Annotated in this window: 20 protein-coding genes and 1 tRNA gene; 10 read left to right on the forward strand and 11 right to left on the reverse strand. The window is 58.1% G+C overall.

Features of this window, described 5'->3' with window-relative positions; translation table 11 throughout:
• Nucleotides 1-6 precede the first annotated feature (6 nt).
• Both HNQ72_RS13380 and HNQ72_RS13385 read right to left on the reverse strand, forming a co-directional pair.
• The gene (locus HNQ72_RS13380) at nt 7-1,131 is read right to left on the reverse strand and encodes a hypothetical protein (RefSeq protein ID WP_183992698.1); all 1,125 of its coding nucleotides are present in this window, start codon (nt 1,129-1,131) and stop codon (nt 7-9) included.
• Nucleotides 1,132-1,224: 93 nt separating this feature from the next.
• A complete protein-coding gene (locus tag HNQ72_RS13385; protein ID WP_183992699.1) occupies nt 1,225-1,617 on the reverse strand; it encodes a PRC-barrel domain-containing protein in 393 nt (130 codons plus the stop codon).
• A 234-nt stretch (nt 1,618-1,851) separates the two neighbouring features.
• Here HNQ72_RS13385 and HNQ72_RS13390 point away from each other — a divergent pair, with 234 nt between their 5' ends.
• The 3 genes from HNQ72_RS13390 to pgi all read left to right on the forward strand — a co-directional run bounded on the left by HNQ72_RS13390 (nt 1,852) and on the right by pgi (nt 6,670).
• Entirely contained in the window at nt 1,852-3,546 is a 1,695-nt protein-coding gene (locus tag HNQ72_RS13390) for a long-chain fatty acid--CoA ligase (protein WP_183992700.1), read from the forward strand.
• A 143-nt stretch (nt 3,547-3,689) separates the two neighbouring features.
• Nucleotides 3,690-4,937: an alpha/beta hydrolase gene (locus tag HNQ72_RS13395; protein ID WP_183992701.1), complete on the forward strand. Its 1,248-nt coding sequence runs from the start codon at nt 3,690-3,692 to the stop codon at nt 4,935-4,937.
• A gap of 107 nt (nt 4,938-5,044) precedes the next feature.
• Entirely contained in the window at nt 5,045-6,670 is a 1,626-nt protein-coding gene (gene pgi, locus HNQ72_RS13400; protein WP_183992702.1) for a glucose-6-phosphate isomerase, read from the forward strand.
• Nucleotides 6,671-6,745: 75 nt separating this feature from the next.
• Here pgi and HNQ72_RS13405 read toward each other — a convergent pair whose 3' ends face one another.
• The 4 genes from HNQ72_RS13405 to pyrC all read right to left on the reverse strand — a co-directional run bounded on the left by HNQ72_RS13405 (nt 6,746) and on the right by pyrC (nt 10,923).
• A complete protein-coding gene (locus HNQ72_RS13405; protein WP_183992703.1) occupies nt 6,746-7,672 on the reverse strand; it encodes a carbohydrate kinase family protein in 927 nt (308 codons plus the stop codon).
• Nucleotides 7,673-7,729: 57 nt separating this feature from the next.
• Complete coding sequence (locus tag HNQ72_RS13410; RefSeq protein ID WP_183992704.1) at nt 7,730-8,425, reverse strand: orotate phosphoribosyltransferase; 696 nt, start codon at nt 8,423-8,425, stop codon at nt 7,730-7,732.
• 148 nt (nt 8,426-8,573) lie between these two features.
• On the reverse strand, nt 8,574-9,755 hold the full coding sequence (locus tag HNQ72_RS13415; protein WP_183992705.1) for a GGDEF domain-containing protein: 1,182 nt from the start codon (nt 9,753-9,755) through the stop codon (nt 8,574-8,576).
• Between the two features lie 127 nt (nt 9,756-9,882).
• Nucleotides 9,883-10,923 carry a dihydroorotase gene (gene pyrC / locus HNQ72_RS13420; RefSeq protein ID WP_183992706.1) on the reverse strand — a complete coding sequence of 347 codons (1,041 nt, stop codon included), beginning with the start codon at nt 10,921-10,923 and terminating at the stop codon, nt 9,883-9,885.
• 249 nt (nt 10,924-11,172) lie between these two features.
• Here pyrC and HNQ72_RS13425 point away from each other — a divergent pair, with 249 nt between their 5' ends.
• A complete protein-coding gene (locus tag HNQ72_RS13425) occupies nt 11,173-12,096 on the forward strand; it encodes a tetratricopeptide repeat protein (RefSeq protein WP_183992707.1) in 924 nt (307 codons plus the stop codon).
• On the opposite strand, the gene HNQ72_RS13430 is transcribed toward HNQ72_RS13425, so the two are convergent.
• From HNQ72_RS13430 to HNQ72_RS13445, 4 genes are all read right to left on the reverse strand, one after another.
• Nucleotides 12,097-13,137 (reverse strand): 4-hydroxyproline epimerase, encoded by a 1,041-nt coding sequence (locus tag HNQ72_RS13430; RefSeq protein ID WP_183992708.1) that lies wholly within the window; start codon nt 13,135-13,137, stop codon nt 12,097-12,099.
• 226 nt (nt 13,138-13,363) lie between these two features.
• Nucleotides 13,364-13,440 (reverse strand) — tRNA-Arg (locus HNQ72_RS13435).
• A gap of 134 nt (nt 13,441-13,574) precedes the next feature.
• Complete coding sequence (locus tag HNQ72_RS13440) at nt 13,575-15,071, reverse strand: sensor histidine kinase (protein ID WP_183992709.1); 1,497 nt, start codon at nt 15,069-15,071, stop codon at nt 13,575-13,577.
• A gap of 149 nt (nt 15,072-15,220) precedes the next feature.
• Nucleotides 15,221-17,233 (reverse strand): methyl-accepting chemotaxis protein, encoded by a 2,013-nt coding sequence (locus HNQ72_RS13445; RefSeq protein ID WP_183992710.1) that lies wholly within the window; start codon nt 17,231-17,233, stop codon nt 15,221-15,223.
• Nucleotides 17,234-17,708: 475 nt separating this feature from the next.
• On the opposite strand from HNQ72_RS13445, the gene rpmH reads away from it, so the two are divergent.
• The 5 genes from rpmH to argB all read left to right on the forward strand — a co-directional run bounded on the left by rpmH (nt 17,709) and on the right by argB (nt 22,393).
• Nucleotides 17,709-17,843, forward strand: a complete 135-nt coding sequence (rpmH, locus tag HNQ72_RS13450) for a 50S ribosomal protein L34 (protein WP_112458319.1) — start codon at nt 17,709-17,711, stop codon at nt 17,841-17,843.
• A 24-nt stretch (nt 17,844-17,867) separates the two neighbouring features.
• Nucleotides 17,868-18,260: a ribonuclease P protein component gene (rnpA, locus tag HNQ72_RS13455; protein ID WP_183992711.1), complete on the forward strand. Its 393-nt coding sequence runs from the start codon at nt 17,868-17,870 to the stop codon at nt 18,258-18,260.
• Nucleotides 18,257-20,065 (forward strand): membrane protein insertase YidC, encoded by a 1,809-nt coding sequence (yidC, locus tag HNQ72_RS13460; RefSeq protein ID WP_183992712.1) that lies wholly within the window; start codon nt 18,257-18,259, stop codon nt 20,063-20,065. The genes rnpA and yidC overlap by 4 nt, the downstream gene beginning before the upstream one ends.
• A 134-nt stretch (nt 20,066-20,199) precedes the next feature.
• Entirely contained in the window at nt 20,200-20,847 is a 648-nt protein-coding gene (yihA, locus tag HNQ72_RS13465) for a ribosome biogenesis GTP-binding protein YihA/YsxC (protein ID WP_210297746.1), read from the forward strand.
• 658 nt (nt 20,848-21,505) lie between these two features.
• Nucleotides 21,506-22,393: an acetylglutamate kinase gene (argB, locus tag HNQ72_RS13470; RefSeq protein ID WP_183992713.1), complete on the forward strand. Its 888-nt coding sequence runs from the start codon at nt 21,506-21,508 to the stop codon at nt 22,391-22,393.
• 50 nt (nt 22,394-22,443) lie between these two features.
• Here argB and HNQ72_RS13475 read toward each other — a convergent pair whose 3' ends face one another.
• The gene (locus tag HNQ72_RS13475; protein ID WP_183992714.1) at nt 22,444-23,346 is read right to left on the reverse strand and encodes a DMT family transporter; all 903 of its coding nucleotides are present in this window, start codon (nt 23,344-23,346) and stop codon (nt 22,444-22,446) included.
• 105 nt (nt 23,347-23,451) lie between these two features.
• Here HNQ72_RS13475 and HNQ72_RS13480 point away from each other — a divergent pair, with 105 nt between their 5' ends.
• Entirely contained in the window at nt 23,452-24,165 is a 714-nt protein-coding gene (locus HNQ72_RS13480; protein WP_183992715.1) for a pyrimidine 5'-nucleotidase, read from the forward strand.
• The last annotated feature ends 38 nt before the right edge of the window (nt 24,166-24,203 follow it).

The raw sequence follows: 24,203 nt of genomic DNA on the forward strand, positions 1-24,203 counted from the left end.
TTGGGCTCAGTCGAAATCGTCGCCGATCAGACGCATCCAGTTTTCTCCGGCGAGCCCGCTGATCAGGGCTTCGCCGGCCTTGATCGGCTCCAGTAGGCTTTTGTCCTTTGCATGGGCGACGAAAAAGGCGCGGCCGTAAAACAGCGTCTTGCGGCTGATGAGTTCAGGCGTCAGCCACGGATGGCCGGCGCCGCGGATAGCAACACAGCCTGCTGCATCGGCATGAGCAAACAGATCGTCGACCATTTCGCCGGCGACATTCGGTGCGCAGACGGCCTGCAGTAACCAGCCGATGCCACCCGGGCGGCCGTAATAAACGTAACAGCCGACCAGTTCTCCGCTGCGGGATTCGGCGATACGCCATGAGGGCTTGCCGAACTGGCGCTTTTCCTGCGCATGATCCATGAACCAATCCAGCGACGCGCGGTCCCATTGCGGACGCAGGGGAAAGAGTTCGGAGAGTTTCAGCACCGCTTCGGTAAAATCTTCCCGCGATGCATCCCAGAAATTTACGCGCCCTGCCCCATGGATCGGCGGCGCCCGAAACGCTTTCACGCCCATGCGCTCGATCATGGCATCTGACAGCGATGCAACGGGGCGCAGAAAACGCGCAGCTTTCAGCCCGCGCTCGGCAACCTGAACGGCCGTGCCTGCAGGGCGCAGTATCCGCAGCCAGTTGAGGCTGTAAGCGATATCCAAAGGCAGGGCGAGCTTCTGCCACATGCCGAGCGCCAGTGCATTGGCGGTTTCCGTCAGTGAAATATCCTGCGGCCCGGTGAGGAAGGCACGAAGCAGACGGGCACCTGCCAGCGGATTCTGCTCGTGCCGATCCACCATCATGGAGCCGGCAAAGGCCGCGCGGATGGGGCGGCCGTTTATTTCGAGGCGGGATGGAAATACGCCGATGAAGCCCTGCACGCCGCCGCTTTTGTCGATGAAAACCTTGGAACGGATTTCCTCGTCATACCATGGATGGTCGAAGAGCACCTCGCGCAGATACTGAATCATAGATGGGCGTGCAGGCTCTGAACCACGGAATGTCTTCTGGAAGAGTTCGGCCACGGAAGGTAGGTCCTCCCGCTCCAGATCACGCACCCCGCCCGCCTTTTCCGCCATGACACCAATCCCCATTGGCTAAATCGCCTTGGCGGGACCGTGCCAGAATAGGCTTAAGCAAACGAAAAGAGGCCCGCTTGGGGCCTCTCTCTGAACCATCAGATCGGACTACATCCAGTAAGGCGGAACGCCGTAATAGTCGTAAACCTTCCGGTCATTTGCTCGATAGAAACTATCGTCGTCGAGGTCGTGATATTTCGGAGCACCGGTAATCTGATCCTTGGTCAGGTCGATGCGGTAACCGTCGAGCTGTTCGTCATAGCGCAGCTTTTCCCATGGCAGCGGGTAGTAGTCATCGCCGATACCAAGGAAACCGCCGAAGCTCAGGACCGCATAGCTGACACGGCCACCGCGCTTTTCGAGCAGAAGCCGTTCGATCGAACCGATCCGCTTACCGTCGGCGCCATAGACTGCAGTGCCTTCGACCTTATCACTGGCGATCAGTGAAGGCGTATCCTTCACATACGGATCCTGACCTGCACGGGGTTCCTGATGCAACATGACGTACCTCCTTTTGTCATTTTTCGTCATGTGAATAGAACTTCCCCCCACGGCAATCGTTCCCGAAAAATCTTCTCGGCCTGCGACAATTGACGCTTACGTTAAAGTCATCTAGCTGTTCGAGAATGGACCAGTCTTTTCCGGTTCCGGTGAATGACCTAATATAGCCTTTGGAGAAGTGGAGGACTTTTCCATAGGCTTCAGGTAAGGGCAACGAGCATGGAGGATGCTCTCATGAACGAACAGGTGGCGAGAGCCCCGACGAACCCGCGCAAGATCTGGCTGAAGTCCTATCCGCCCGGAGTGCCCGAAGAGATTCCGCCGCTGGCTCATCGCTCGCTCGGGCAGCTTTTCGAGGAGAGTTGCGCCCGTTATGGTGACCGGCCCGCCTTTACCAGCATGGGAAAATCGCTGACTTTCCGTCAGCTTGAAGCTGAGAGCCGCAGGATTGCCGGCTGGCTTCAAGCCAAGGGTCTGGAAAAGGGCGACCGCGTGGCGGTGATGCTGCCTAATGTCCTGCAGAACCCGGTGATCGTCTACGGGATCCTTCGCGCTGGGCTGGTGGTGGTCAACGTCAATCCGCTCTATACGCCGCGCGAACTCGAATATCAGCTGAAGGATTCCGGTGCGAAAGCGCTGTTCCTGCTGGAGAATTTTGCCGCAACCGCGCAGCAGGTATTGCCGGCGACAAGCGTCAAACATGTGGTCGTCGCGACGATGGGCGACATGCTGGGCATCAAAGGGCATATCGTCAATCTGGTCGTGCGCAAGGTGAAAAAGCTGGTACCGGCATGGTCGCTGCCCGGCCATTCCAGCTTCAGGGCCGTACTCAATGAAGGTGCAGGAACGGCGCTGAGGCCAATTGACGTCGGCCCGCATGATGTCGCTTTTCTTCAATATACCGGCGGAACGACCGGCGTATCCAAGGGTGCAATCCTTACCCATGCCAACCTTCTCTCCAACAAGGAGCAGATGGGCACCTGGCTGGAGACCGCCTTTCTCAACAAGCCGCGCCCGGAGCAGTTGCAGTTCCTCTGCGCACTGCCGCTCTATCACATCTTCGCGCTGACGGTGAATTCGCTGATGGGGGTTGCGACCGGCAGCCATAACCTCCTGATCGCCAATCCACGCGACATCCCGGCCTTCGTCAAGGAACTGCAAAAACACCCGGTTCATATCTTTCCGGGGCTGAATACGCTGTTCAACGCGCTGATGAACAATGCCGACTTCCAGAAGCTCGACCACTCGTCGTTGATCCTCGTCTTCGGCGGCGGCATGTCGGTGCAACGGCCGGTGGCCGAACGCTGGCTTGCCATGACCGGCTGCCCGATTACCGAGGGGTACGGGCTTTCGGAGACCTCGCCCGTCGCGACGGCCAACCGGCTGGATACACAAGAATTTTCCGGCATGATCGGCCTGCCGGTCTCGTCGACAGAAATTGCGATCCGCGACGATGACGCTCATGATGTCGAACCTGGCGATGTCGGCGAAATCTGCATTCGTGGCCCACAGGTGATGGCGGGCTACTGGAACCGGCCGGATGAAACCGCGAAGGTGATGACGCCGGACGGCTTTTTCCGCACCGGCGACATGGGCTATATGGACCGCCAGGGCTATGTCAAAATCGTTGACCGCAAGAAGGATATGATCCTCGTCTCGGGCTTCAACGTCTATCCGAACGAGGTCGAGGAAGTGGCGGCGATGCATCCCGGCGTGCTGGAGTGTGCAGCAGTCGGCGTTCCCGATCCGAATTCCGGCGAGGCGGTGAAACTGTTCGTGGTGAAGAAGGACCCGAACCTGAGCGAGGCCGATCTCAAGGCTCATTGCGCCGCGAACCTGACCAACTACAAGCGGCCGCGAGTCATCGAATTCCGCGATCTGCTGCCGAAATCCAATGTCGGCAAGATCCTGCGGCGGGAGTTGCGGTAAGCGCTCAATGCCGTTGCAACACAGCGACAGGTCAGAACCAAGAGTGACTTGTCGCTGTCATCTCCTCCGTTTAGCAGTGGACGGCACCTTCGCGCTCCAATACTCACGAGTTGTGGTGCCGGGGATAAGCTGTTGGAGTTCGCTTGCAAAACCGTGCCGGATTTTCGTTTCGCCTGATTGCCGTTGCTTCTCTCGTCGCTGCGCTTTCGAGCTGTGCCGGCAGGCCCGAAGGCGTGCTCATTCCGACTGCGACTGCGTCCGTTCCCGATACCTCGACCGTCGATGTGCTGGTGGCGACGACCCGCAAGCCGAGCGAAGCGCCCGGCATCCTGTTCTCCGGTGAACGCGGACGAGAACCCTCCGTCACCGAAATCAAGGTTTCGATACCGCCCGACAGCGCACGTGAGGTGGGCCAGGTCCAGTGGCCGAAAAAGCTACCAGCCAACCCGGCCAAGGAGTTTGCCACGCTTTCGGTCACCCCGTTGCAGATCGGCGGTGCACGCAACTGGCTGCATCATAACCTGCCCAAGAGCCGCAGGGTGATGGTGTTTGTCCACGGGTTCAACAACCGTTACGAGGATGCCGTCTATCGCTTTGCGCAGATCGTCCACGATTCCAATACGGACGTGGCGCCGGTGCTTTTCACCTGGCCGTCGCGCGGCAGCATCTTTGCCTATAACTATGACAAGGAAAGTACCAACTATTCCCGCGATGCACTGGAGAACATGCTGCGCCAGCTTTCCACCGACCCTGCGGTCGGCGAAGTGACGATCATGGCGCATTCGATGGGGTCCTGGCTTACCGTCGAAGCTCTGCGTCAGATGGCGATCCGCGACGGGCGCGTGGCGCCGAAAATCCAGAATGTCATTCTCGCTTCGCCGGATCTCGATGTCGACGTCTTCGGCCGGCAGTTTGCCGAACTTGGGCCGAAGCATCCGCATTTCACGCTTTTCGTGTCCCGTGACGACCGGGCGCTCAGCCTGTCCCGGCGCATTTCCGGCAATATCGACCGACTGGGCCAGGTGGACCCGACCGTCGAGCCCTATCGTACCGAATTCGAGAAAGCCGGGATCGTTGTTCTCGATCTCACCAAGCTCAAGGGTGGCGATCGCCTGAACCATGGCAAGTTCGCTGAAAGCCCGGAAGTGGTGAAACTGATCGGCAACCGGCTGATCGCGGGACAGACAGTGACCGACAGCGATGTCGGGCTTGGCGAACGGCTGGGGGCTGTGGCGCTCGGCACCGCGCAAACGGTGGGCGGTGCCGCGAGTGTCGCCGTCAGCACGCCGATCGCGATCTTCGATCCGGCAACCCGACGCAGCTACAACGATCAGGTCGGGCGTTTCGGACAGGCTGTCGGCAACACGATGGAGACCGCCGTCGGTCAATAAATGGACAATTGACTGAGCCGTTACGCAAAAGACGCAACGGTGGCGCTTGATTTGAACAAGAAAGCGAATACGTTCCCCTGCATCATTCAGCAGAATGCGAGGAAATCATGCAGACCATCGTCCAAGAGCTCAAGGCAACCGCAGACGCTACCAAGGCGACGGACATTCGTGCCGCTTTCGCCAAGGACGCGGGCCGCTTCGAAAAATTCAGCGCCCGCTTCGATGATCTCACCATGGATTATTCCAAGACCGCGGTGAATGAAGATATCCTCACGCTGCTTGAAAAGCTTGCCGATGCCGGTGGCGTGGCGAAAAAGCGCGAGGAGATGTTCTCCGGCGTCGCCATCAACTTCACCGAAGACCGCGCGGTTCTGCATACGGCGCTGCGCAACAGGTCCAACACACCGGTTCTTGTCGACGGCAAGGATGTCATGCCGGACGTCAATTCGGTTCTGGCGGCAATGGGCAAGTTTGCCGACGGCATCCGTTCCGGTGCACTGAAGGGCGCAACCGGCAAAAAGATCACCGATATCGTCAATATCGGCATCGGCGGTTCCGACCTTGGGCCAGTCATGGCGACGCTGGCGCTCGCCCCTTATCATGACGGCCCACGTGCGCATTTCGTCTCCAATGTCGACGGCGCCCATATCGCCGATACGCTGAAGCTGCTCGATGCGGAAACAACACTGTTCATCGTCGCGTCGAAGACCTTCACGACGATCGAAACGATGACCAATGCGGCAACTGCCCGCAGGTTCATTGCCGACACGCTGGGCGATACCGCCGTAGAACATCATTTCTGCGCCGTCTCCACCGCGCTCGACAAGGTCGCGGCCTTCGGCATCGACCAGAGCCGCGTGTTCGGCTTCTGGGATTGGGTCGGCGGTCGTTATTCGATCTGGTCGGCTATCGGCCTGCCGCTGATGCTCGCCATTGGGCCGGAGAATTTCGGCAAGTTTCTCGATGGCGCACATGCGATGGACAAGCATTTCCGCGAGGCACCGGTGCGTAAAAACCTGCCGATGCTACTCGGCCTGATCGGGTTCTATCATCGTAATGTTCTGGGTTATCCGACCCGCGCGATCCTGCCCTATGACCAGCGCCTGCTGCGTTTCCCGGCCTATCTGCAGCAGCTCGACATGGAATCGAACGGCAAGGGCGTGACGATCGACGGCACGCCGGTCGAGGGCAATTCCGGCCCGGTCGTCTGGGGCGAGCCCGGCACCAACGGTCAGCATGCCTTCTACCAGCTGATCCACCAGGGCACGAGCATCATTCCGGCCGAGTTCATGATCGCGGCCAACGGTTTCGAGCCTGAGCTGCGCCACCAGCACGACCTCCTGATCGCCAATTGCCTGGCGCAGTCGGAAGCGCTGATGAAGGGCCGTACTTTCGAGGAAGCAAAAGCCCAGCTGACCTCCAAGGGCATGGACGACAAAAAGGCCGATTTCATCGCGCCGCACCGCGTGTTTACCGGCAACCGCCCGTCGATCACCTTCGTGCAGGACAAGCTGACGCCGTTTGCCTTCGGCCGCCTCGTGGCGCTCTACGAGCACCGCGTCTTCGTCGAAGGCGTGCTCTTCCGCATCAACTCCTTCGACCAGTGGGGCGTGGAGCTGGGCAAGGAACTGGCAACCGGCCTGCTGCCGGTCGTCGAAGGCAAGGAGAGTGCCGCGGGTCACGATTCATCGACGCAAGGATTGGTGAAGACGCTGGCCGGACTGAAGAAGTAATCTCGTATAATCAAACAAAAAGCCCTCCGGAACGACATTTCCGGAGGGCTTTTTTATTGGCCGTAGAAGGCTCGCTTAAAGCCCGATCTCGTTCGCGAAGGGTGGGTTTGCCCCTGCCCGCGAAACCGTCACGGCAGCCGCCTTGGCGCCGAGGGCCAGTGCCCTGGCGATCTGGTCTTCGGTCAGGCTTGCCACCTGCGTCTTGGTGAGCAGGTTCTGCATCTTCAGCGACGCGAGAATACCAGCATCGAATGTGTCGCCGGCGCCGACCGTATCGACCACCGTTACCCGTTCACTCGGAACCATTACCTTATGATCCGCCGTATAGCCGACAGCACCTTCGGCGCCGCGGGTGACGACGACGAGCTTTGCACCGTGATGCAGCCAGTGGCGGGCGAGCGTATCCTCGTCGCCTTCCAGGCCGAACCAGGCGAGATCCTCATCCGAGAATTTTACGATATCCGACATGGCGGCCATGCGGCGGATACGGGCGAGATGGGCCGCCTTGTCCTTGATGAAGCCCGGACGGATGTTCGGATCGAGCGAGATGACGCGCTTTTCGTGCTCGCGCAGCATCAGCGCCTCATAGGTCGAACCGCAGGGTTCGGGGATCAGGCTGATCGCGCCGAAATGCAGCGCCTCACATTCATCTCCGATCGCCGGCAGATCGGCTTCGGTGATCATGCGGCCTGCCGTGCCTTCGTCGTAAAAGGCATAGGTCGCATGGCCATCCACCAACTTGACGAAGGCAATGGTCGAAGGTCGCGATGCGATGGCGCAATAGCTGAAGTCGACATTGCTCTTGCGCAGCGTGTCGCGCAGGATGTCACCCATCATGTCATCGGCAAGACCGGTGAAGAAGGCCGTCGGGACGCCCAGACGGCCTAGAGCGATGGCGGTATTGAAGACGGCGCCACCGGCATAGGGCGAAAACGCCGGTTCGCCGAGCGTCGTTTCACGCGGCAACATGTCGATCAAAGCTTCGCCGCAGCACAGGATCATCGATTTCCTCCCGAGATCATTGTTTCGCCCATCGATACCTGAGCTTTTGTATTAACACTAGAGCGAAAGCTCAGTAATGCCACCATGACGGCCGGACCATTCCATCGGTGCGTCGAGGAAGGATTCGACTTCCGACAGCGTGTTTTCGTCGAACAGCTTCTGGTCACGGGCAACAGCCAGAACGTTGCGCCAGGTGGCGATGTAATGGAACTGAACCCTGCCATTGGCAAAACGCTCGGCGACCTGCGGATACATGTCGTAAAAGAACAGCGACATACCATGGTCAACCACGCCGCCTGCCGCGCGGATGGCGTCAATGAAGGTGAACATGCCGCCGCCGACCGTGACGAGGTCTTCGATAACGAGGACACGTGCACCCTCCGGCAGATGGCCTTCGATCTGCGATGCACGACCGTGGCCCTTGGGCTTTTTGCGGACATAGATCATCGGCAGGCCGAGGCGTTCTGACAGAAGGGCAGCAAAAGGAATGCCCGCAGTTTCGCCGCCCGCGATACAATCGAACTTCTCAAAGCCGGCTTCGCGCAAAGCGGTGGCTGCGGCAAAATCCATGATGGTGGAGCGAACACGAGGGAAAGAAAGCAGCTTGCGGCAGTCGATATAGACAGGGCTCATCATGCCGGAGGAGAACTTGTAGGGCTTGTCGGCGCTGAAATGCACGGCTCCGATTTCCCAGAGCATCTTTGCCATCAGTTCGGCCATTACATTCCGGTCGATAAATGTGGTCTGGATCATGCGCCCGCTCCTTGATCGCTGCTTTTCTTTATTCGCAAGTCCGAACGCGAAACCGCTGCAGATTTTCGCTGGACATTGCTTCAAACCACGCGCCGCAATAGCAGCATGGCGTCGCATGCGCCAGTGGAGAGATTAGGCGTTCAAATTTTCAGGCTGAAGTGCGGCTGTCAGGCGCAGGACGGATGGATCGGAGATAGGTTGCGATTTCGACCCGATCACGCCCGGCGCCCTTTGCTTCATAAAGTGCGCCATCAGCAAGGTTCAGAACGGTTTCGAACGGCTGGCCTTCCGGGGTGCCGACGGAGACACCTCCGCTGACCGTGCAGCGAACAAGCTTTCCGTCGATGAAGATGTCACGCGCCGCGAAACGCATACGTACTGCATTGGCGATCCTTTCGGCCCGGCCGGGCATGACCTCGCCGACAACCATGGCAAACTCTTCGCCTCCCAGCCGCGCTGCCGCTCCCTCGGCAAGCATTTCCGACAGCATGTCCTGTGCGAAGAGTTTCAGAACCTCATCGCCGGCGGAATGGCCAAACCGGTCGTTGATCGACTTGAACCTATCTATATCGAAGACGATCACAGCGGTGGAGACGCTCAGCTTGCGTCCGCCATACTGATCGAACAAGGCACGGCGATTGATGAGACCAGTCAGGGCATCGGTCATTGCTTCACGCCGGTGAAGGGCCGCCATGCGCCACTGATGAAGCGCCAGCGACAAAGCACCGATACCGGTCATACCGGCGATGCAGATGCCGATATTCAAGTTTTCCGCCCAGTTTACCGGCGGTTCGCCAAGGCTCAGACGGCCATCCGCAATGAGAACACCGGCACAAAGCGCGAATGAGAAACCGCTGACACAATACAGAATGACCATGCCAAGCAAAGGACCATGAGCCTCTTTGCGTGCCGTCCAGTATTGGCACCCTGTGCCGACAAGAAGGGTGGCTGTCAGGACATTCATGATGATCAGGCCGAGCCCGTCGAGCCCGGCGAGAATTAAAGGCAAGCCAAGGGCAAGGCTGACAAAAGACAGAGTGCCGGCCAATCGCCAGGGTGACATTCCAGTACGAAACTGGACCGAAGCGGCATAGATGGTGGAAAAGCCGATCATGAACAGCGCATAGGCTATAGCAGCGGGAGCAAGACCCGATTGAGCAGAGAACGTGCTGTAGACAGCAATGCCGGCCACCACAAGGCATAGTGAAATGGCCAGGGTCAAAAGAAAAGAATCCGTTCGGCGGGAAAACCACGTGCCAAACAAGGTGACCATCAGGCATGCGGCGGAAACGCCAAGCGCAAGCAGAAGAGACGGATAGTCAAGCATCATGCCGGAATTCTCTTCGAAGATTTATTCAATATACGAGCAGAAGCTAAGATGAGAATCTCTCCAAAGTGTTACCTTTGGAGAGCTACAACTCGAATAAATATCAATCCGGCAGAAACAACCAGTAATTTCAGTCCACGACATTCCAGAAGATTTGGAAACCGGGATCGAACACAGTGATTACACCGGCGCCGGTATCGCGTTTTGCAGGAAACTCGACCTGAACGTCCTGTTTCTCAAGCGTTATCTTATCTTCGTTCGGCTGCAGCCCGTACCAAGCCGGACCGTTCAACGATGCAAAGGCTTCGAGTTTGTCCAGGGCATTATCCTGCTCGAAAACATGGGCAAGGCAGCTCATCGTGTTCACCGAAGTATAGATGCCGGCACAGCCACAGGCGCATTCCTTCAACGGGTCGACATGCGGTGCGGAATCCGTGCCAAGGAAGAAGCGATGGTCGCCGGATGTCGCAGCGGCGCGCAAGGCCAGGCGATGGCTTTCGCGCTTTGCAACCGGCAAGCAATAGTAATGAGGACGAATGCCGCCGACCAAAATGTCGTTACGGTTGATGATGAGGTGATGCGTGGTAATCGAACCTGCAAGGTTTGCCTTGGAAGACTTGATGTAGTCGATGCCATCCGAGGTCGTGACATGTTCCATCGTCACCTTGAGTTCCGGAAGCCGCTTGCGCAGTGGATCAAGCACCGTCTCGATGAACACCGCCTCGCGATCGAAGATATCGACTTCGGGCGTCGTGACCTCGCCATGCACGCAAAGTGGAAGACCGATCTTCGCCATGCGCTCCAGAACAGGCATAGCCTTTTCCAGATCACGCACACCGCCATGAGAATTGGTGGTGGCACCCGCGGGATAGAGCTTCACGGCAGTAATGAGACCGCTCTTTTTGCCTTCCTCCACATCATCGGGATTCGTGTGCTCCGTCAGATAGAGGGTCATCAGTGGCTCGAACCTATGCCCTTCCGGCAGGGCAGCCATGATGCGTGAGCGATAAGCTGCGGCATCGGCCGTAGTCACGACCGGCGGAACGAGGTTCGGCATGATGATCGCACGGGCAAAGTGACGGCTTGTATCGCCGATCACACCCTCCAGCACTGCGCCGTCCCGCAGATGGAGATGCCAATCGTCGGGGCGGCGAATCTGAAGCGTTTTCATGGAGCTGTTCCGCTGAGTGTTTTGGGGATGCCGATCCCGCTTAACATCAAAGCAGACGCAAAGACAATCTCACACCCATTCCGAGAAACACCGGAACATCCAATCGATGCCGACAGCATCACGTTAAACTTCACGAAATCGTGCGGATTACTGAGGCTCTGAAAGGACTCTCGATGCGAATACGCGGAACAAGCACACGAGTGCTGCGTTCATTAAGCAATCTGAAAGCGTTTTGAGTCGGAGCGAACAATGAAATCCCGGACTCTGAAAGTCAACAAGGGTTTTGCGATTACCACAGGTGCTGCTGTCGCGCTTCTCGCGCTGACTGTCTCGCCTGATGCAGCGGAGCGCAATAACCTCGTTCTTGCATCGGTGCAGCAGGGTGATTGCGATCGTCTGGCGGGCAGCCCTTATGACCAGCAGCGCAACGGCGATTTTGCGCCTGTCAACATTGCAGACATAGGAAATCAGGCTGTGCAGGCATGCCGCATTGCTTTCGATGCGACAGGCAACCCGCGTTTCGCGTATCAGCTGGGCCGCGCGCTCAACAGCATCGATCAGCCTGATCAGGCGATGAGTGCCTATAGCACTGCCGTCAAGGACGGCTACGCGGCTGCCATGGTGAACTACGGCATGCTTATGGGTCGCCTCGGCGACGACAAGGCTGAGTTTGCCTATTACCAGCAGGCAGCCGACAGCGGCAACACACTTGCCGCCTATAATCTCGGCGTTGCCTATCGCGATGGTCTGGGCACGCAGCCCGATGTCGACAAGGCGCTTCAATGGTTCGAGAAGGCTGCCGCCGACGGGGATGACACGGCCGCGTTCAATATCGGTGCCATCTATGACGAAGGCCAACTCGTCCAGGCCGACGACCAGACTGCAATCGCTTGGTACGACCTTGCTGCGCAGCGCGGCAATACTGACGCAATGATCAACCTTGGCATCATGTATGAGACTGGCGAAGGCATTGCGGCCAATGCAGCAAAAGCTGCCGATATGTATCGTCAGGCTGCAGAAAAAGGCGACATGTTCGGCGCGTCCAAATACATGCAGATGCAGGAACTGGGTGTTGTGCCTGCTCCCAACCAGCAGGGCGTCGAAGGCGTAAGCTCGCTGGTACTGAAACAAGGTGATGTCGAAGCACCTGCCAAGATCGGCAGCGAGATCTGATCAGATTATCTCGCCTGCCGAAGGCCCCCAGATGTCGGTCATTGCAAAACCATCGGCCAACGGATCGAATGGGTCGAGTGCGACCTGATGCAGGCCGAAGGTAAATCCTCGACCGGCGATCGTCGGAATGATGGCAGGCTTTCCCGCAACCTCGGTTTCGGCAGAAAGTCCAACTTCGAACTGCGTCCCAATAATCGAGCGTGACAGGAACATATCGCCCACCGCCACCCTTCCGCGGGCGTGCAGCGTTGCAAGATTGGCGGAGTTGCCGGTGCCGCATGGCGAACGATCAGCCCGGCCCGGCCACATGGTCGTGCAGGTGCGCACTGTGCCATCCGCTTCCGTATCGCGGAACATCACATAAGCGACGCCGGAAATTGCAGGGATTTCCGGATGAACCACAGGGATCTGGCGGTTGATCAGATCCTTCAGGATCATGCCTGCCTGCACGAGGGCAGCGGCGTTCTTCTTCTCGATGGTGAGGCCGATCTGGGATACGTCAACCAGGCCGTAGAAAATGCCGCCATAGGAAATGTCGAGCGTGATCTCGCCCCATTCCGACGTCTGAAGCTTCACGTCCAGCTCGTGGACGAAGGACGGGACCATGGTGAGCTTCACCTTCTCGCACCGGCCGTCGCGGCAGGTGGCGACAGCTCTTACGAGGCCGGCCGCCGTTTCCAGCGTGACGACGGTTTCCGGCTCCTTCATCTCGACAATGCCGGCCTCCAGCAGCGCCGTGGTGGCGCAGATCGAGTTGGAACCCGAGCTTGCATGCGCCTGATCCGGCTGCAGGATGATGAAGGCTGCATCCGCATCCGGATGCTTGGGCGGCAGGAGAAGGTTGACGGAACCGATCGGGGTGCCGCGCGGCTCAAGGCAGAGGAAACGGCGAAGCTCCTGCCCCTTCGGATCGGAATTCATCCAGGCCAGCTGCTCGGCAACGGTGTTACCGGGAATTTTCGGGACGCCGCCGATCGCCACCCGACCGATCTCGCCTTCAGCATGAACATCCAGCAACTGGATCGTACGCTTCCATCTCATGAAATCCGACTCCGAACGGACCGCAGCCGCTCGAGGCGGCTGTGCAACAAAAGAACTGATTCACAGGTCTGTTCTGGATAGCGCAAGCTGCGTGCTCTGCCCATCGGGCGCACGGAGAAAACGAAATGAATTTCAATCGAAAATCAGTCGATCCGGCATAGGCCGAATGCCCTGCAACAGACGATACTATTGCGCTTTAATCAGTCTTTTATGGGAAAAGAAAGAATGGCGCACCCGAAGAGATTCGAACTCCTGACCCCCAGATTCGTAGTCTGGTGCTCTATCCAGCTGAGCTACGGGTGCGTCTGTCAGCGTGTGTTTCGCTGGCGTGGCGATCCTCTAAAGGCTGCCGAGAATGATTGCAAGCGATTTTCCCCGGCTTGATGTCATTTTATCTTCGCAAACATATCAAGCCATTGTTTTAAAAGGAATATTAATCACGCCCTAGCGCGGTAGTCTTCCAGAGAGACGGGACGGTCTGGAATTTCGATGCGAAATTGCGTGCCGGGACCGGGCTTCTCTACCAAGGCAATCGTGCCGCCATGCGCCAGCACAAGCTCGCGTGCGATGACCAGCCCCAGACCTGTGCCGCCCGAACGCGCAGAGCCCCTGAAAGCGGAAAAGAGGTTCTCTCGTGCCTTGCGCGGCATGCCCGGCCCGGTGTCATCAACGGTGATGCTGACGACGCTGCCGAGGCGATGTGCAGTCAGTGTGACCCGCCGCACAGCCTTCGGATCATTGGCGTCATGCGTGAGCAGCGCCTGTACGGCGTTACGGCACAGATTGTGGACTACGCGGAAGATCTGCTCCCCGTCACAATCGACCTCCACGCCTTCCGAGATTTGTTCGATGAATTCGATGCCTGACTCGGGATCGATTGCCAGCATGTCGCGCACTTCCTGGCAGAGGTCGGTCAGATTGACCCGGCGGCGGCGTGGGGCGGCTTCCGATGCCTGACCATAGGCCAGGACCTCGTTGGTATAGCCGACAGCACGGTCGATAGTGCGCAGCAGTTTCGGTGCGAAACTCCTGACCATCGGGTCCTCGACATCCGTCAGGCGGTCCGACATCAGCTGGGCAGAGGCCAGGATGTTGCGCATGTCGTGATTGATCTTCGATACGGCCAGACCAAGATCGGCGAGGTTCTTCTGCTGCTTCAACGTCCTTTGAAGCTCGACCTGCATAGCGGCAAGGTGGCGCCCTGCGACGGCCAGTTCGCCGCGAGAACGATCGGCGGAGAAAACCCGGGAAGGGTCATCGGGCCGCTCTGAAAAAAGTTGCATATTGTGCGTCAGCCGCCGGATCGGTGAAATCATCATACGGTTGATCGCGAGGAAGATAAGCACTGCCGTGATCAACGAAATCAGCAAGGAGATGAGAAACATCATCTTCGAGTAGATCAGCATATCCTTGCGAAGGGCGTTATCGGTCATGACCAGTTCGATGATCATATCGCTTTCACCAACCGGACCGAAAACACGCATCACCCGGTTGCCACCGAAGACAAGCGTATCCAGCGCATCACGCATGGAGCCCAGCATCGACGTGTGAGCAAGATCGTATTGAGCGTCGATCTCCGGCGGAACCTCGATTGCGGCCAGAAGCCGGGAGGTTCCATCCTTGCGCAACGCGATAACCTTTGTTCCGGTCGCCAGCAGTGTGTCGTCCTGCACGGCGCGCGGCAATTCGGCAGGCTGCAACCCGTCGATCACGATGCCCGCGGCGGCGGCAGTATCCAAGCGATCACGAAGCCAGTTCATGCGCATGCCGGAGATCGACGGCATGAAAATCAGGATTTCTGCCATCATGACGAATATCACCGTCAGCCAGAGCAACCGCCCGGAAAGACCGCGCAGGATGGTCGGCATCGGCTCCGGTCCGGCGCCGTCCGGCCATGTCCCCTGACGTTCCGAGGTGTGAACCTCGCTATCCATACGGATCTCCAATTCCAGCCACGGGTTTCAACTCCGCGTGTATGCGGCCATTTTACCGCGTCACCAAGATTTGAACACCCCGCGCAAATGCAAAAGGCGGAGGCAAAAGCCGCCTCCGCCTTAAATTTCGGTAATGTTCGGGCTGGAATTCAGAATTCTTCCCAATCCGCAACGCTGGCCGCTGCTTTGGCCGAGCCGCCTCCGCCCAAGGCACGGCTGAGTGCTGCGGTCAGTTTTCTTGCCGGTGAAGCTTGCGGGCGATGAGTGGCTTCGGCCGGCACAAGACGAGGCAAGCGGCTATCTTCCTCGGCAATCCTGAAGTGCGATACGAGACGATAAAGTGCATCGGCTTCGGTAGATAGCTTGCTGGTCGCAGCAGAACTTTCTTCAACCATGGCGGCATTCTGCTGGGTGACATGATCCATCTGGTTGACCGCGGTATTTACCTCGGCAAGACCGGTCGCCTGCTCCTTCGATGCCACGGCGATCGAATGGATATGGTCATTGATGCGGCTGACGCGCGCTTCGATTTCCGACAGGGCCGCTCCGGTCTTCTGAACCAGTTGAACGCCGCCTGCCACTTCCTCGCCTGACTTGCCGATCAGCGCCTTGATATCCTTCGCCGCACTTGCGGAGCGCTGTGCGAGTTCGCGGACCTCCTGGGCGACAACGGCAAAGCCCTTGCCTGCCTCCCCGGCCCTTGCCGCTTCCACGCCCGCATTGAGAGCCAGAAGGTTGGTCTGGAACGCGATCTCGTCGATGACATTGGTAATCTGGGCGATCTCACGCGAGGCCTGTTCGATCCGTCCCATCGCTTCAATAGCATTGCGAACGACCGCGCCGGACTGGATCGCGCTTTCTTTCGCCTCGCCTACCATGGTGGTCGCTTCATTGGCCCGCTCGGTCGAGGTCCTCACGACAGAGGTGATCTGATCGAGAGCGGCCGACGTTTCTTCAAGGGCTGCCGCCTGCTGCTCGGTGCGCTTCGACAGATCGTTGGCGGCGCTGCTCAGTTCGGACGCGCCGCCATTCATGGCGCCGGTGGCATTGCGCACCTTACCCATGGTGGACTGAAGCGTCTGCATCGTACCGTTGACGTTTTCCTGGAGTTCTGCAAATGCGCCCTTGAAATCTCCCTGCATGCTGTCGGTGAGATCACCCTCGGAAAGGCTTTTCACGACGCGGCGCGTTTCCGATACGCCGGCATCGACGCTTTTGACGAGCTGGTCGATATTGCGGGCCACACGGTCGAGGCTTTCAACACCCCATTGCTTATCGATGCGACGAGTGAAATCGCCCTCGGCTGCCGCCTGGACAACGGCAGACATACGCGCCTGCAGATCGTCGCTCTTGGCCTTCAGGCCTGCCTCAGCATCGGTCATGCGGGCAACTTCCAGGCCGTTCTTCTTGAAGACCTCGACGGCTGCCGCCATATCGCCGATCTCGTCCTTGCGGCCGGAAAACGGGACAGCGGCATCATAATCCCCGTGGGCAAGGCGCCCCATGGAAGATGTCAATTTCAGGATCGGACCGCTGATCTGGCTGCGGCCGAGATAAAGGCCGAAGCCCAAGCCACCGCCGACACCGAGAATGGCGACGAGAAGAACCGAGTAGAAGATCAGGTTACCGAAGGACGTCATCTCCGCGCTCAGCACGTCGAGATCGGCAAGATCGGAGGCAACCACCTTGTCGATCTCGGCCTGATAGGCCTTACGGTTGGCGCGGTTGGCGTCGTTATTGCCCTGAACATTGGCGGCCTGCGGCCCCTCTGTCGCGCCGAGACGCACCGTTTCGGTGCGGAATGCCTTGAATTCCGTGAAACCCGCAGTGAGCTTGTCGAATTGCGCCTTCTGCGCCGCAGGAATGACAGAAGCCCAATCGGCAACCAGCTTTTCCATGTCTGCGAGGCTTTTCGTCACGCCTTCACCGAAAGGCTTGGCGGATGAGACATCCTTTGCCGCATACATGCCGCGGGCATCCATCACCACCGCCGTCACCAGACGGTTGAGCCGCTCGCCCTTGTAGACGCGATCAGCAATATTAGCGTAGGCGCTCTGCTTGTCATGGTATTCGCTCACCGCGAATACCGACAATCCGGCAATTGCGCATGCGACAAGGCTCATCAACCCTACGAGAAGGTTGATCTTTACTCCAATTTTCACGGTAACGCCCTCCAAAGACACCAGAACAACGCCAAGATCAGCCGCTATTCTTGATGACTGTGAAAATTAGCATAAAATCGTTAATAATGGCTGATCGAACGCATAACCTGACTTTAAGTGCGCAAGCAAAATTCTCCCGCTCACATGACTTATTTCGCGATATATTTTCTCACGACTTGAGCCATTGCCCACAACATAGAAAAAACTTCGCAAAAAACACAACCAAAGAAACCGCATAAAAGGCGAACTATATTAATAATTGCATTCGCAGTCGCTTAAATATGGATGGCGAAATGGCGGCTTTCCGGTCATCCGGGGCTTGCGGATTGACTTTCGGGCTTAACGTGAACTATATGCCCGCGCGCTCAGGCAGCGGCTCGCAACCTGCACACCCGCATGCCAGCGCATTTTCCGAAACGCTCTTGCCTCATAGAGGCAATCTTTAAGAAGGGCCGCACACCGCGGCATTAAAAAAATGAAGCGTACCTACCAACCGTCCAAGCTTGTTCGCAAGCGTCGTCATGGTTTCCGTGCCCGTATGGCTACCAAGGGTGGCCGCAAGGTTCTTTCGGCTCGTCGCGCTCGCGGCCGCGCCAGTCTGTCGGCCTAAGGGCCGACTTGCCCGGACCGGGCAGTGAAGACGAGTAAAGACAAGAAAACGACTGTCGGGCGGCTGAAAAGCCGGCCGCAGTTTCTTGCTGTTCGGAACGGCGAAGCACGCCGCGGGAGAACCTTTCTCCTGGAAGTTCTCGACCGAAAGCAGCCTGATGAGCCGCCACGTGTCGGCTTCACCGTTACCAAGAAGCACGGAAACGCCGTCGAGCGGAACCGGATGCGCCGACGGCTGAAGGAAGCGGTGCGCAAATCTGCCGGATTTGCAATGGAAAACGGACACGACTATGTGATCGTCGCGCGCAGGGAGGTGCTCGGCATTTCCTTTTCAAATTTGACCGAACAACTTGCAGCACGCATTGAAGGCAGGCAAAAGCCCAAGTCTGTCTCAGGAACCTCCTCCAGGAAAGCATGATGGAAAAAAACCGAAATTACTTCATCGCGATCGGCCTATCGGTCGTCATCGTCCTTGCCTGGCAGTTCCTTTATATGAACCCGCGCATGGAAGCGCAGCAGCGTGCCGCTGAAGCCCAGCAGGCACTGCAGCAGCAGCAAGCCGCGCAAAACCCGACCCCTTCGCCGGAAAACGCCGGGGCTACCGCGACGACCGGCAACCTTCCGGGTGCAGGTCAGGCCGAAGCGACCGCGACACGCGAGCAGGCGCTTGCCAAGTCACAGCGCGTCGAAATCGACACTCCGGCCGTCTCCGGCTCGATCAACCTGGCCGGCGCGCGCTTCGACGACCTGAAGCTGCGCGAGTATCACGAGACCGTCGACGACTCGAGCCCGCTCATCACACTCTTCTCGCCCTCCGATACAAAGGAAGGCTATTTCGGTGAAATCGGCTATATCGGCAGCGATAACAGCGGTGCCGTTCCCGGTCCGGGCACGAGCTGGACGCTCGCAAGCGGCGACAAGCTGACCACGACCACGCCGGTGACGCTCTCCTATACCAACGACAAGGGCATCGTATTTAACCGCACAATCTCGATCGACGATCACTATATGATCAGCGTCTCGGACAAGATCGAGAACCCGGGTGCTGACGCCGTAACACTCTCGTCCTATGGCCGCATCACCCGCAACAACAAGCCGGTGACGCCTTCCGTATGGGTCATTCACGAAGGTTTCCTCGGCGTTTTCGGCTCCGACGGCAGCCTCAGCGAGCACACCTATTCCAACGTTGAAGAAGATGCAGTCACGAGCGCCAAGGCAACCGGCGGCTGGCTTGGCATTACCGACAAATACTGGGCCGCGACGATCGTACCGCCGCAGGCACTGCCTTATGAAGGCCGCTTCACCCACTTCACCGATGGCCAGCCGCGCTATCAGGCTGATTACAAGAGCGATGCGCTGACCATTCAGCCGGGTCAGTCGACCGAACTGAAGAACATGGTATTCGCAGGCGCCAAGCGCGTTCCGCTCGTCGACCGTTATGCCGAAGAATACAAGATCCCGCATTTTGACCTGCTGATCGACTGGGGATGGTTCTACTTCATCACCAAGCCGATGTTCCAATTGATGGACTTCTTCTTCCGTCACGTCGGCAATTTTGGCGTTGCCATCCTTCTGACGACCATCGTCGTGAAGCTGATCTTCTTCCCGCTGGCCAGCAAGCAGTATGCTTCGATGGCCAACATGAAGCGCATGCAGCCGAAGATGGAAGAACTGAAGGCCAAGCACGGCGACGACCGCATGGCGCTGCAGCAGGCAATGATGGCGCTCTACAAGGAAGAGAAGATCAATCCGATCGCCGGCTGCTGGCCGGTGCTCCTGCAGATCCCGGTCTTCTTCGCGCTCTACAAGGTTATCTACGTCACGATCGAGATGCGCCATGCACCGTTCTTCGGCTGGATTCAGGACCTTTCCGCGCCGGACCCGACCTCGCTGTTCAACCTGTTCGGTCTTCTGCCCTACGACGTGCCGCACTTCCTGATGATCGGTGTCTGGCCGCTCGTCATGGGCATCACGATGTTCCTGCAGATGCGCATGAACCCGACGCCGCCGGATCCGACCCAGCAGATGATCTTCAACTGGATGCCGCTGGTGTTCACCTTCATGCTGGCATCCTTCCCGGCCGGTCTGGTGATCTACTGGGCCTGGAACAACACGCTTTCGGTCACGCAGCAGGCAGTAATCATGAAGCGCCACGGTGCCAAGATCGAGCTCTTCGACAATCTCAAGGGCCTGTTCAAGCGAAAGCCTGCGACAAGCAAGTAAATCAGGAAAACCCCGGCATTGACCGGGGTTTTCTTTTGAAGGCGGCATTGCGCATCTCACCCGAGATGCTTGACATCTGACGCCAAAACCCGGATGCGGTCTATTTTCCGGAAGATGCAGAGATAGAAAAGCGGATGACAACCAACGACAAGCCCCTGTTCGGCCGGCCCTGGATCTTCATCCGCGGCGTGCCTTCGATGAAGTTCTTGCCGCCGGAAGGCCCTCTGGAAGTTGCCTTCGCAGGTCGTTCCAACGTGGGCAAATCATCGCTCATCAATGCTCTGGTTGGCCAAAAAGGCTTGGCGAGAACCTCCAACACACCCGGTCGGACGCAGGAACTGAACTATTTTGTGCCGGATGGATATTCGGGTCAGGAGGGCGACCTGCCGCCAATGGCTCTGGTCGACATGCCTGGCTATGGCTATGCGCAGGCGCCGAAGGAAATGGTCGATAACTGGACGAAACTCGTCTTCGACTATCTACGCGGACGTGCGACGCTGAAACGCGTCTATGTACTGATCGACAGCCGGCATGGGCTGAAGAAGAATGATGACGACGTTCTGGACCTTCTCGACAAGGCTGCCGTATCCTATCAGATCGTGCTGACCAAGACCGACAAGATCAAGGAACCGGCCGTGCCGAAGCTGATCGAGGAAACGCTGGAAAAGATCCGCAAGCGCCCGGCTGCGTATCCGTTCGTTCTTTCTACATCATCGGAGAAAGGAAAGGGGTTGGACGAGTTGCGAGCTGCGATTGGCGAGGCCGTAACGCTTACAATCTAAACGCCGGCGGACATGTTCAGAGTGCGAGCCATCCCGACTGGAAAGCCGCGTAGGTCACGATACCGAAAACCAACATCGCGCACATTGCACGCCAGAAGCTAATCGAGTTCCAGCATCTTCCTGCAGCGGCCAGTTCGCGGCTGAAGCTTCTTTTTGTCACAAGAACCGGAAAATGTGCCTGAAGCCTAAGTCGCGCTTTGGGATCGGTATACGGGTCCTCGTAATCCGAAAGATTGTCTTCCCATCGCCGGACCGTTGCCGCAAAAGAGGGATCGCGAGCCATACGCTCCTCGATGCCTCGGCGGGCCTCGGGAGGCAACACGCCCAATACATATTCGCCCGCGAGAACTTGATCTCGTGAACGGTCACTTTCGCTCTGGTTCGGAGTCGTCATAAGTCGCGCGATCTTTTTCCGGTGTTGTGTTCTTTGTCTTTTTATTTGGGTACGCAAACAAGGCACGAACACCAAAACAGGGTCGGCTTCTCGTTGTCTTCTGTCAACACGCCCGGCATCACTAAACGGTGGGTAATGCGCCTGCGCAATGCGTCATAAAGACAGCAAGGCCACGACGCGATCATTCCGAAAACTTTGTGGTGATTATTCCTTCTGACAAAAACTTGCGCTAAAAGCGCCCCACCTTTGATGTGAGGGATTTTCATGACGACGTCGGACAGCGAACTCCAGGCCAAACTTCTCGCTCAGGCTCTGCCTTACATGCAGCGCTATGAGAACAAGACGATCGTGGTGAAATATGGCGGCCACGCGATGGGCGACACCGAGCTCGGCAAGGCTTTTGCCGCCGATATCGCGCTTCTGAAACAGTCCGGCGTCAACCCGATCGTGGTACATGGCGGCGGCCCGCAGATCGGCGCAATGCTTTCCAAGATGGGCATCGAATCGAAGTTCGAAGGTGGCCTTCGCGTTACCGACCAAAAGACGGTCGAGATCGTCGAAATGGTGCTTGCCGGTTCGATCAACAAGGAAATCGTCGCGCTGATCAACCAGACCGGCGAATGGGCTATCGGCCTCTGCGGCAAAGACGGCAACATGGTCTTCGCCGAAAAGGCGAAGAAGACGGTTATCGATCCCGATAGCAATATCGAGCGCGTACTCGATCTCGGCTTCGTCGGTGAGGTGGTCGAAGTCGACCGCACGCTGCTCGACCTGCTTGCCAAGTCCGAGATGATCCCGGTCATTGCTCCGGTCGCTCCGGGCCGCGATGGCGCGACCTACAATATCAATGCCGACACGTTTGCCGGTGCGATCGCCGGTGCGCTGCATGCAACGCGTCTGCTCTTCCTCACCGACGTTCCGGGTGTACTCGACCGCGACAAGAACCTGATCAAGGAACTGACAGTCGCGCAGGCACAGGCGCTGATCAAGGACGGCACGATTTCCGGCGGCATGATCCCGAAGGTAGAGACCTGCATCGACGCGATCCGCTCCGGCGTCCAGGGCGTCGTCATCCTCAACGGCAAGACCGCCCATTCCGTGCTTTTGGAAATCTTCACGGAACGCGGCGCCGGCACGCTGATCGTGCCTTGATCGCTTCATGACATCGAATGACGAAGGCGCCGCGAGGCGCCTTTTTCGTTTCAGCCTGCCAGAAGCCCTAAAATGCCAGCCACGATCAGCAGGCAGCCGATCACTTCCATGCGGTTGATCCGCTCGTGGAAGAGGAAATAGGAGGCCATGAAGGTGAAGACGAGTTCGATCTGGCCGAGCGCGCGGACATAGGCCACCTGCTGCAGCGTCATGGCGGTGAACCATCCGGCAGAACCGAAGACGCTGGCGAGGCCGACCAGCGACGAGGAGCGCCAGGTCTTCAGCACCGTGACGATCTCGCCTTTGTCCTTCCATGCCATCCAGACCAGCATGAAAATCGTCTGAAAGGTCGTGACGCAGGCAAGCGTCATCGCCGCCTGCATGATCGAGTTCGGGCCATCGAGCGACAGGGACGCGCTGCGATAGGCGACGGCGGAAATACCGAAGACGGCACCGGAGGCGATGCCGACCAAAGCCGTGCGGCTGGCGAGAGCCGTGACCGTGTTTTTCCACGACAGCGGCATGCGCGCCATCGAGATCAGCATCACGCCGATAACGCCGGTGATGATCGCGCCGATCGCGCCGACCGTCAGCTTTTCGCCGAGCAGGATGAAGCCGAAGATCGCCGCCTGGACCGGCTCGGTCTTTGAATAGGCCGTGCCGACGGCAAAGTTCCTGAGCGAAAAGAGATGGACCAGCATGATGGTGGCAAAGATCTGCGCCAGACCGCCGATCACGGCCCAGAGCGCAAAGGTCCAGTTGATCTTCGGAATTGCAAAACCTGCGAGCTGGTGCAGCAGCACGACATAGAGGATCGCCACCGGAAAGCCGTAACCGAAACGGACGAAGCTTGCGCCGCGGGTGCCGAGCCTGCCCTGAAGATGCTTTTGCAGCGCCGACCGCAGGTTCTGCAGAAAGGCAGCGGCAATGGTGATGGGGATCCAGAATTCCATATTTCAGCCGGTATCATGCGAGCGGATTTATCGCCAAGCCGCAAGCGGCGGCGAGCCGTCGCCTTTTCGATTTTCTTTATCGGCAAGGCAGTGCATAAGCGGGATATGGACAAGAAACCCAAAACTGCCGCCGACGTCACCGATTTCTCCAAGATCCGCGACTGGGTCTTCGATCTCGATAACACGCTCTATCCGCACCACATCAATCTCTTCGGGCAGATAGACCTGAACATGACGGCCTATGTGCAGGAATTGCTTCAGCTGGAACGCGACGAAGCGCGTGCCTTGCAGAAGCGGTATTACCATGAGCATGGCACGACGCTGCAGGGGCTGATGTTGCACCACGGCATCGATCCGGACGGGTTTCTGGAAAAGGCGCATGCGATCGATTATTCGGCGCTGCTGCCGAACCCGGAACTGGGTGATGCGATCAAGGCGCTTCCCGGCCGCAAATTCATCTTCACCAATGGCAGCGTGCCGCATGCGGAAGCGACTGCCCGCGCACTCGGCATTCTCGACAATTTCGACGACATTTTCGATATAGTCGCGGCAGGATATGTGCCGAAGCCAGCAGGCGAGACCTATGACAAATTCGCCAGCCTCCATAGGATCGATACGGCGAACGCCGCCATGTTCGAAGACCTGCCGCGTAACCTTACCGTTCCCAAGGCGCTCGGCATGCGGACCGTTCTGCTGACGCCGCGCAATCTCGACGACGTGCTGATCGAGCGTTGGGAAATGCTGTCGGAGGAGGACGATCACATCGATTACGTGACCGATGATCTCGCCACATTCCTCAAGGGGATCGTGCAGAACTAAGGCTTGAAGCTCTGGTTCAGCATTACAAAGAATTCATC

It is taken from the genome of Aliirhizobium wenxiniae (genome assembly GCF_014201355.1).
Classification (GTDB): Bacteria; Pseudomonadota; Alphaproteobacteria; order Rhizobiales; family Rhizobiaceae; genus Neorhizobium; species Neorhizobium wenxiniae.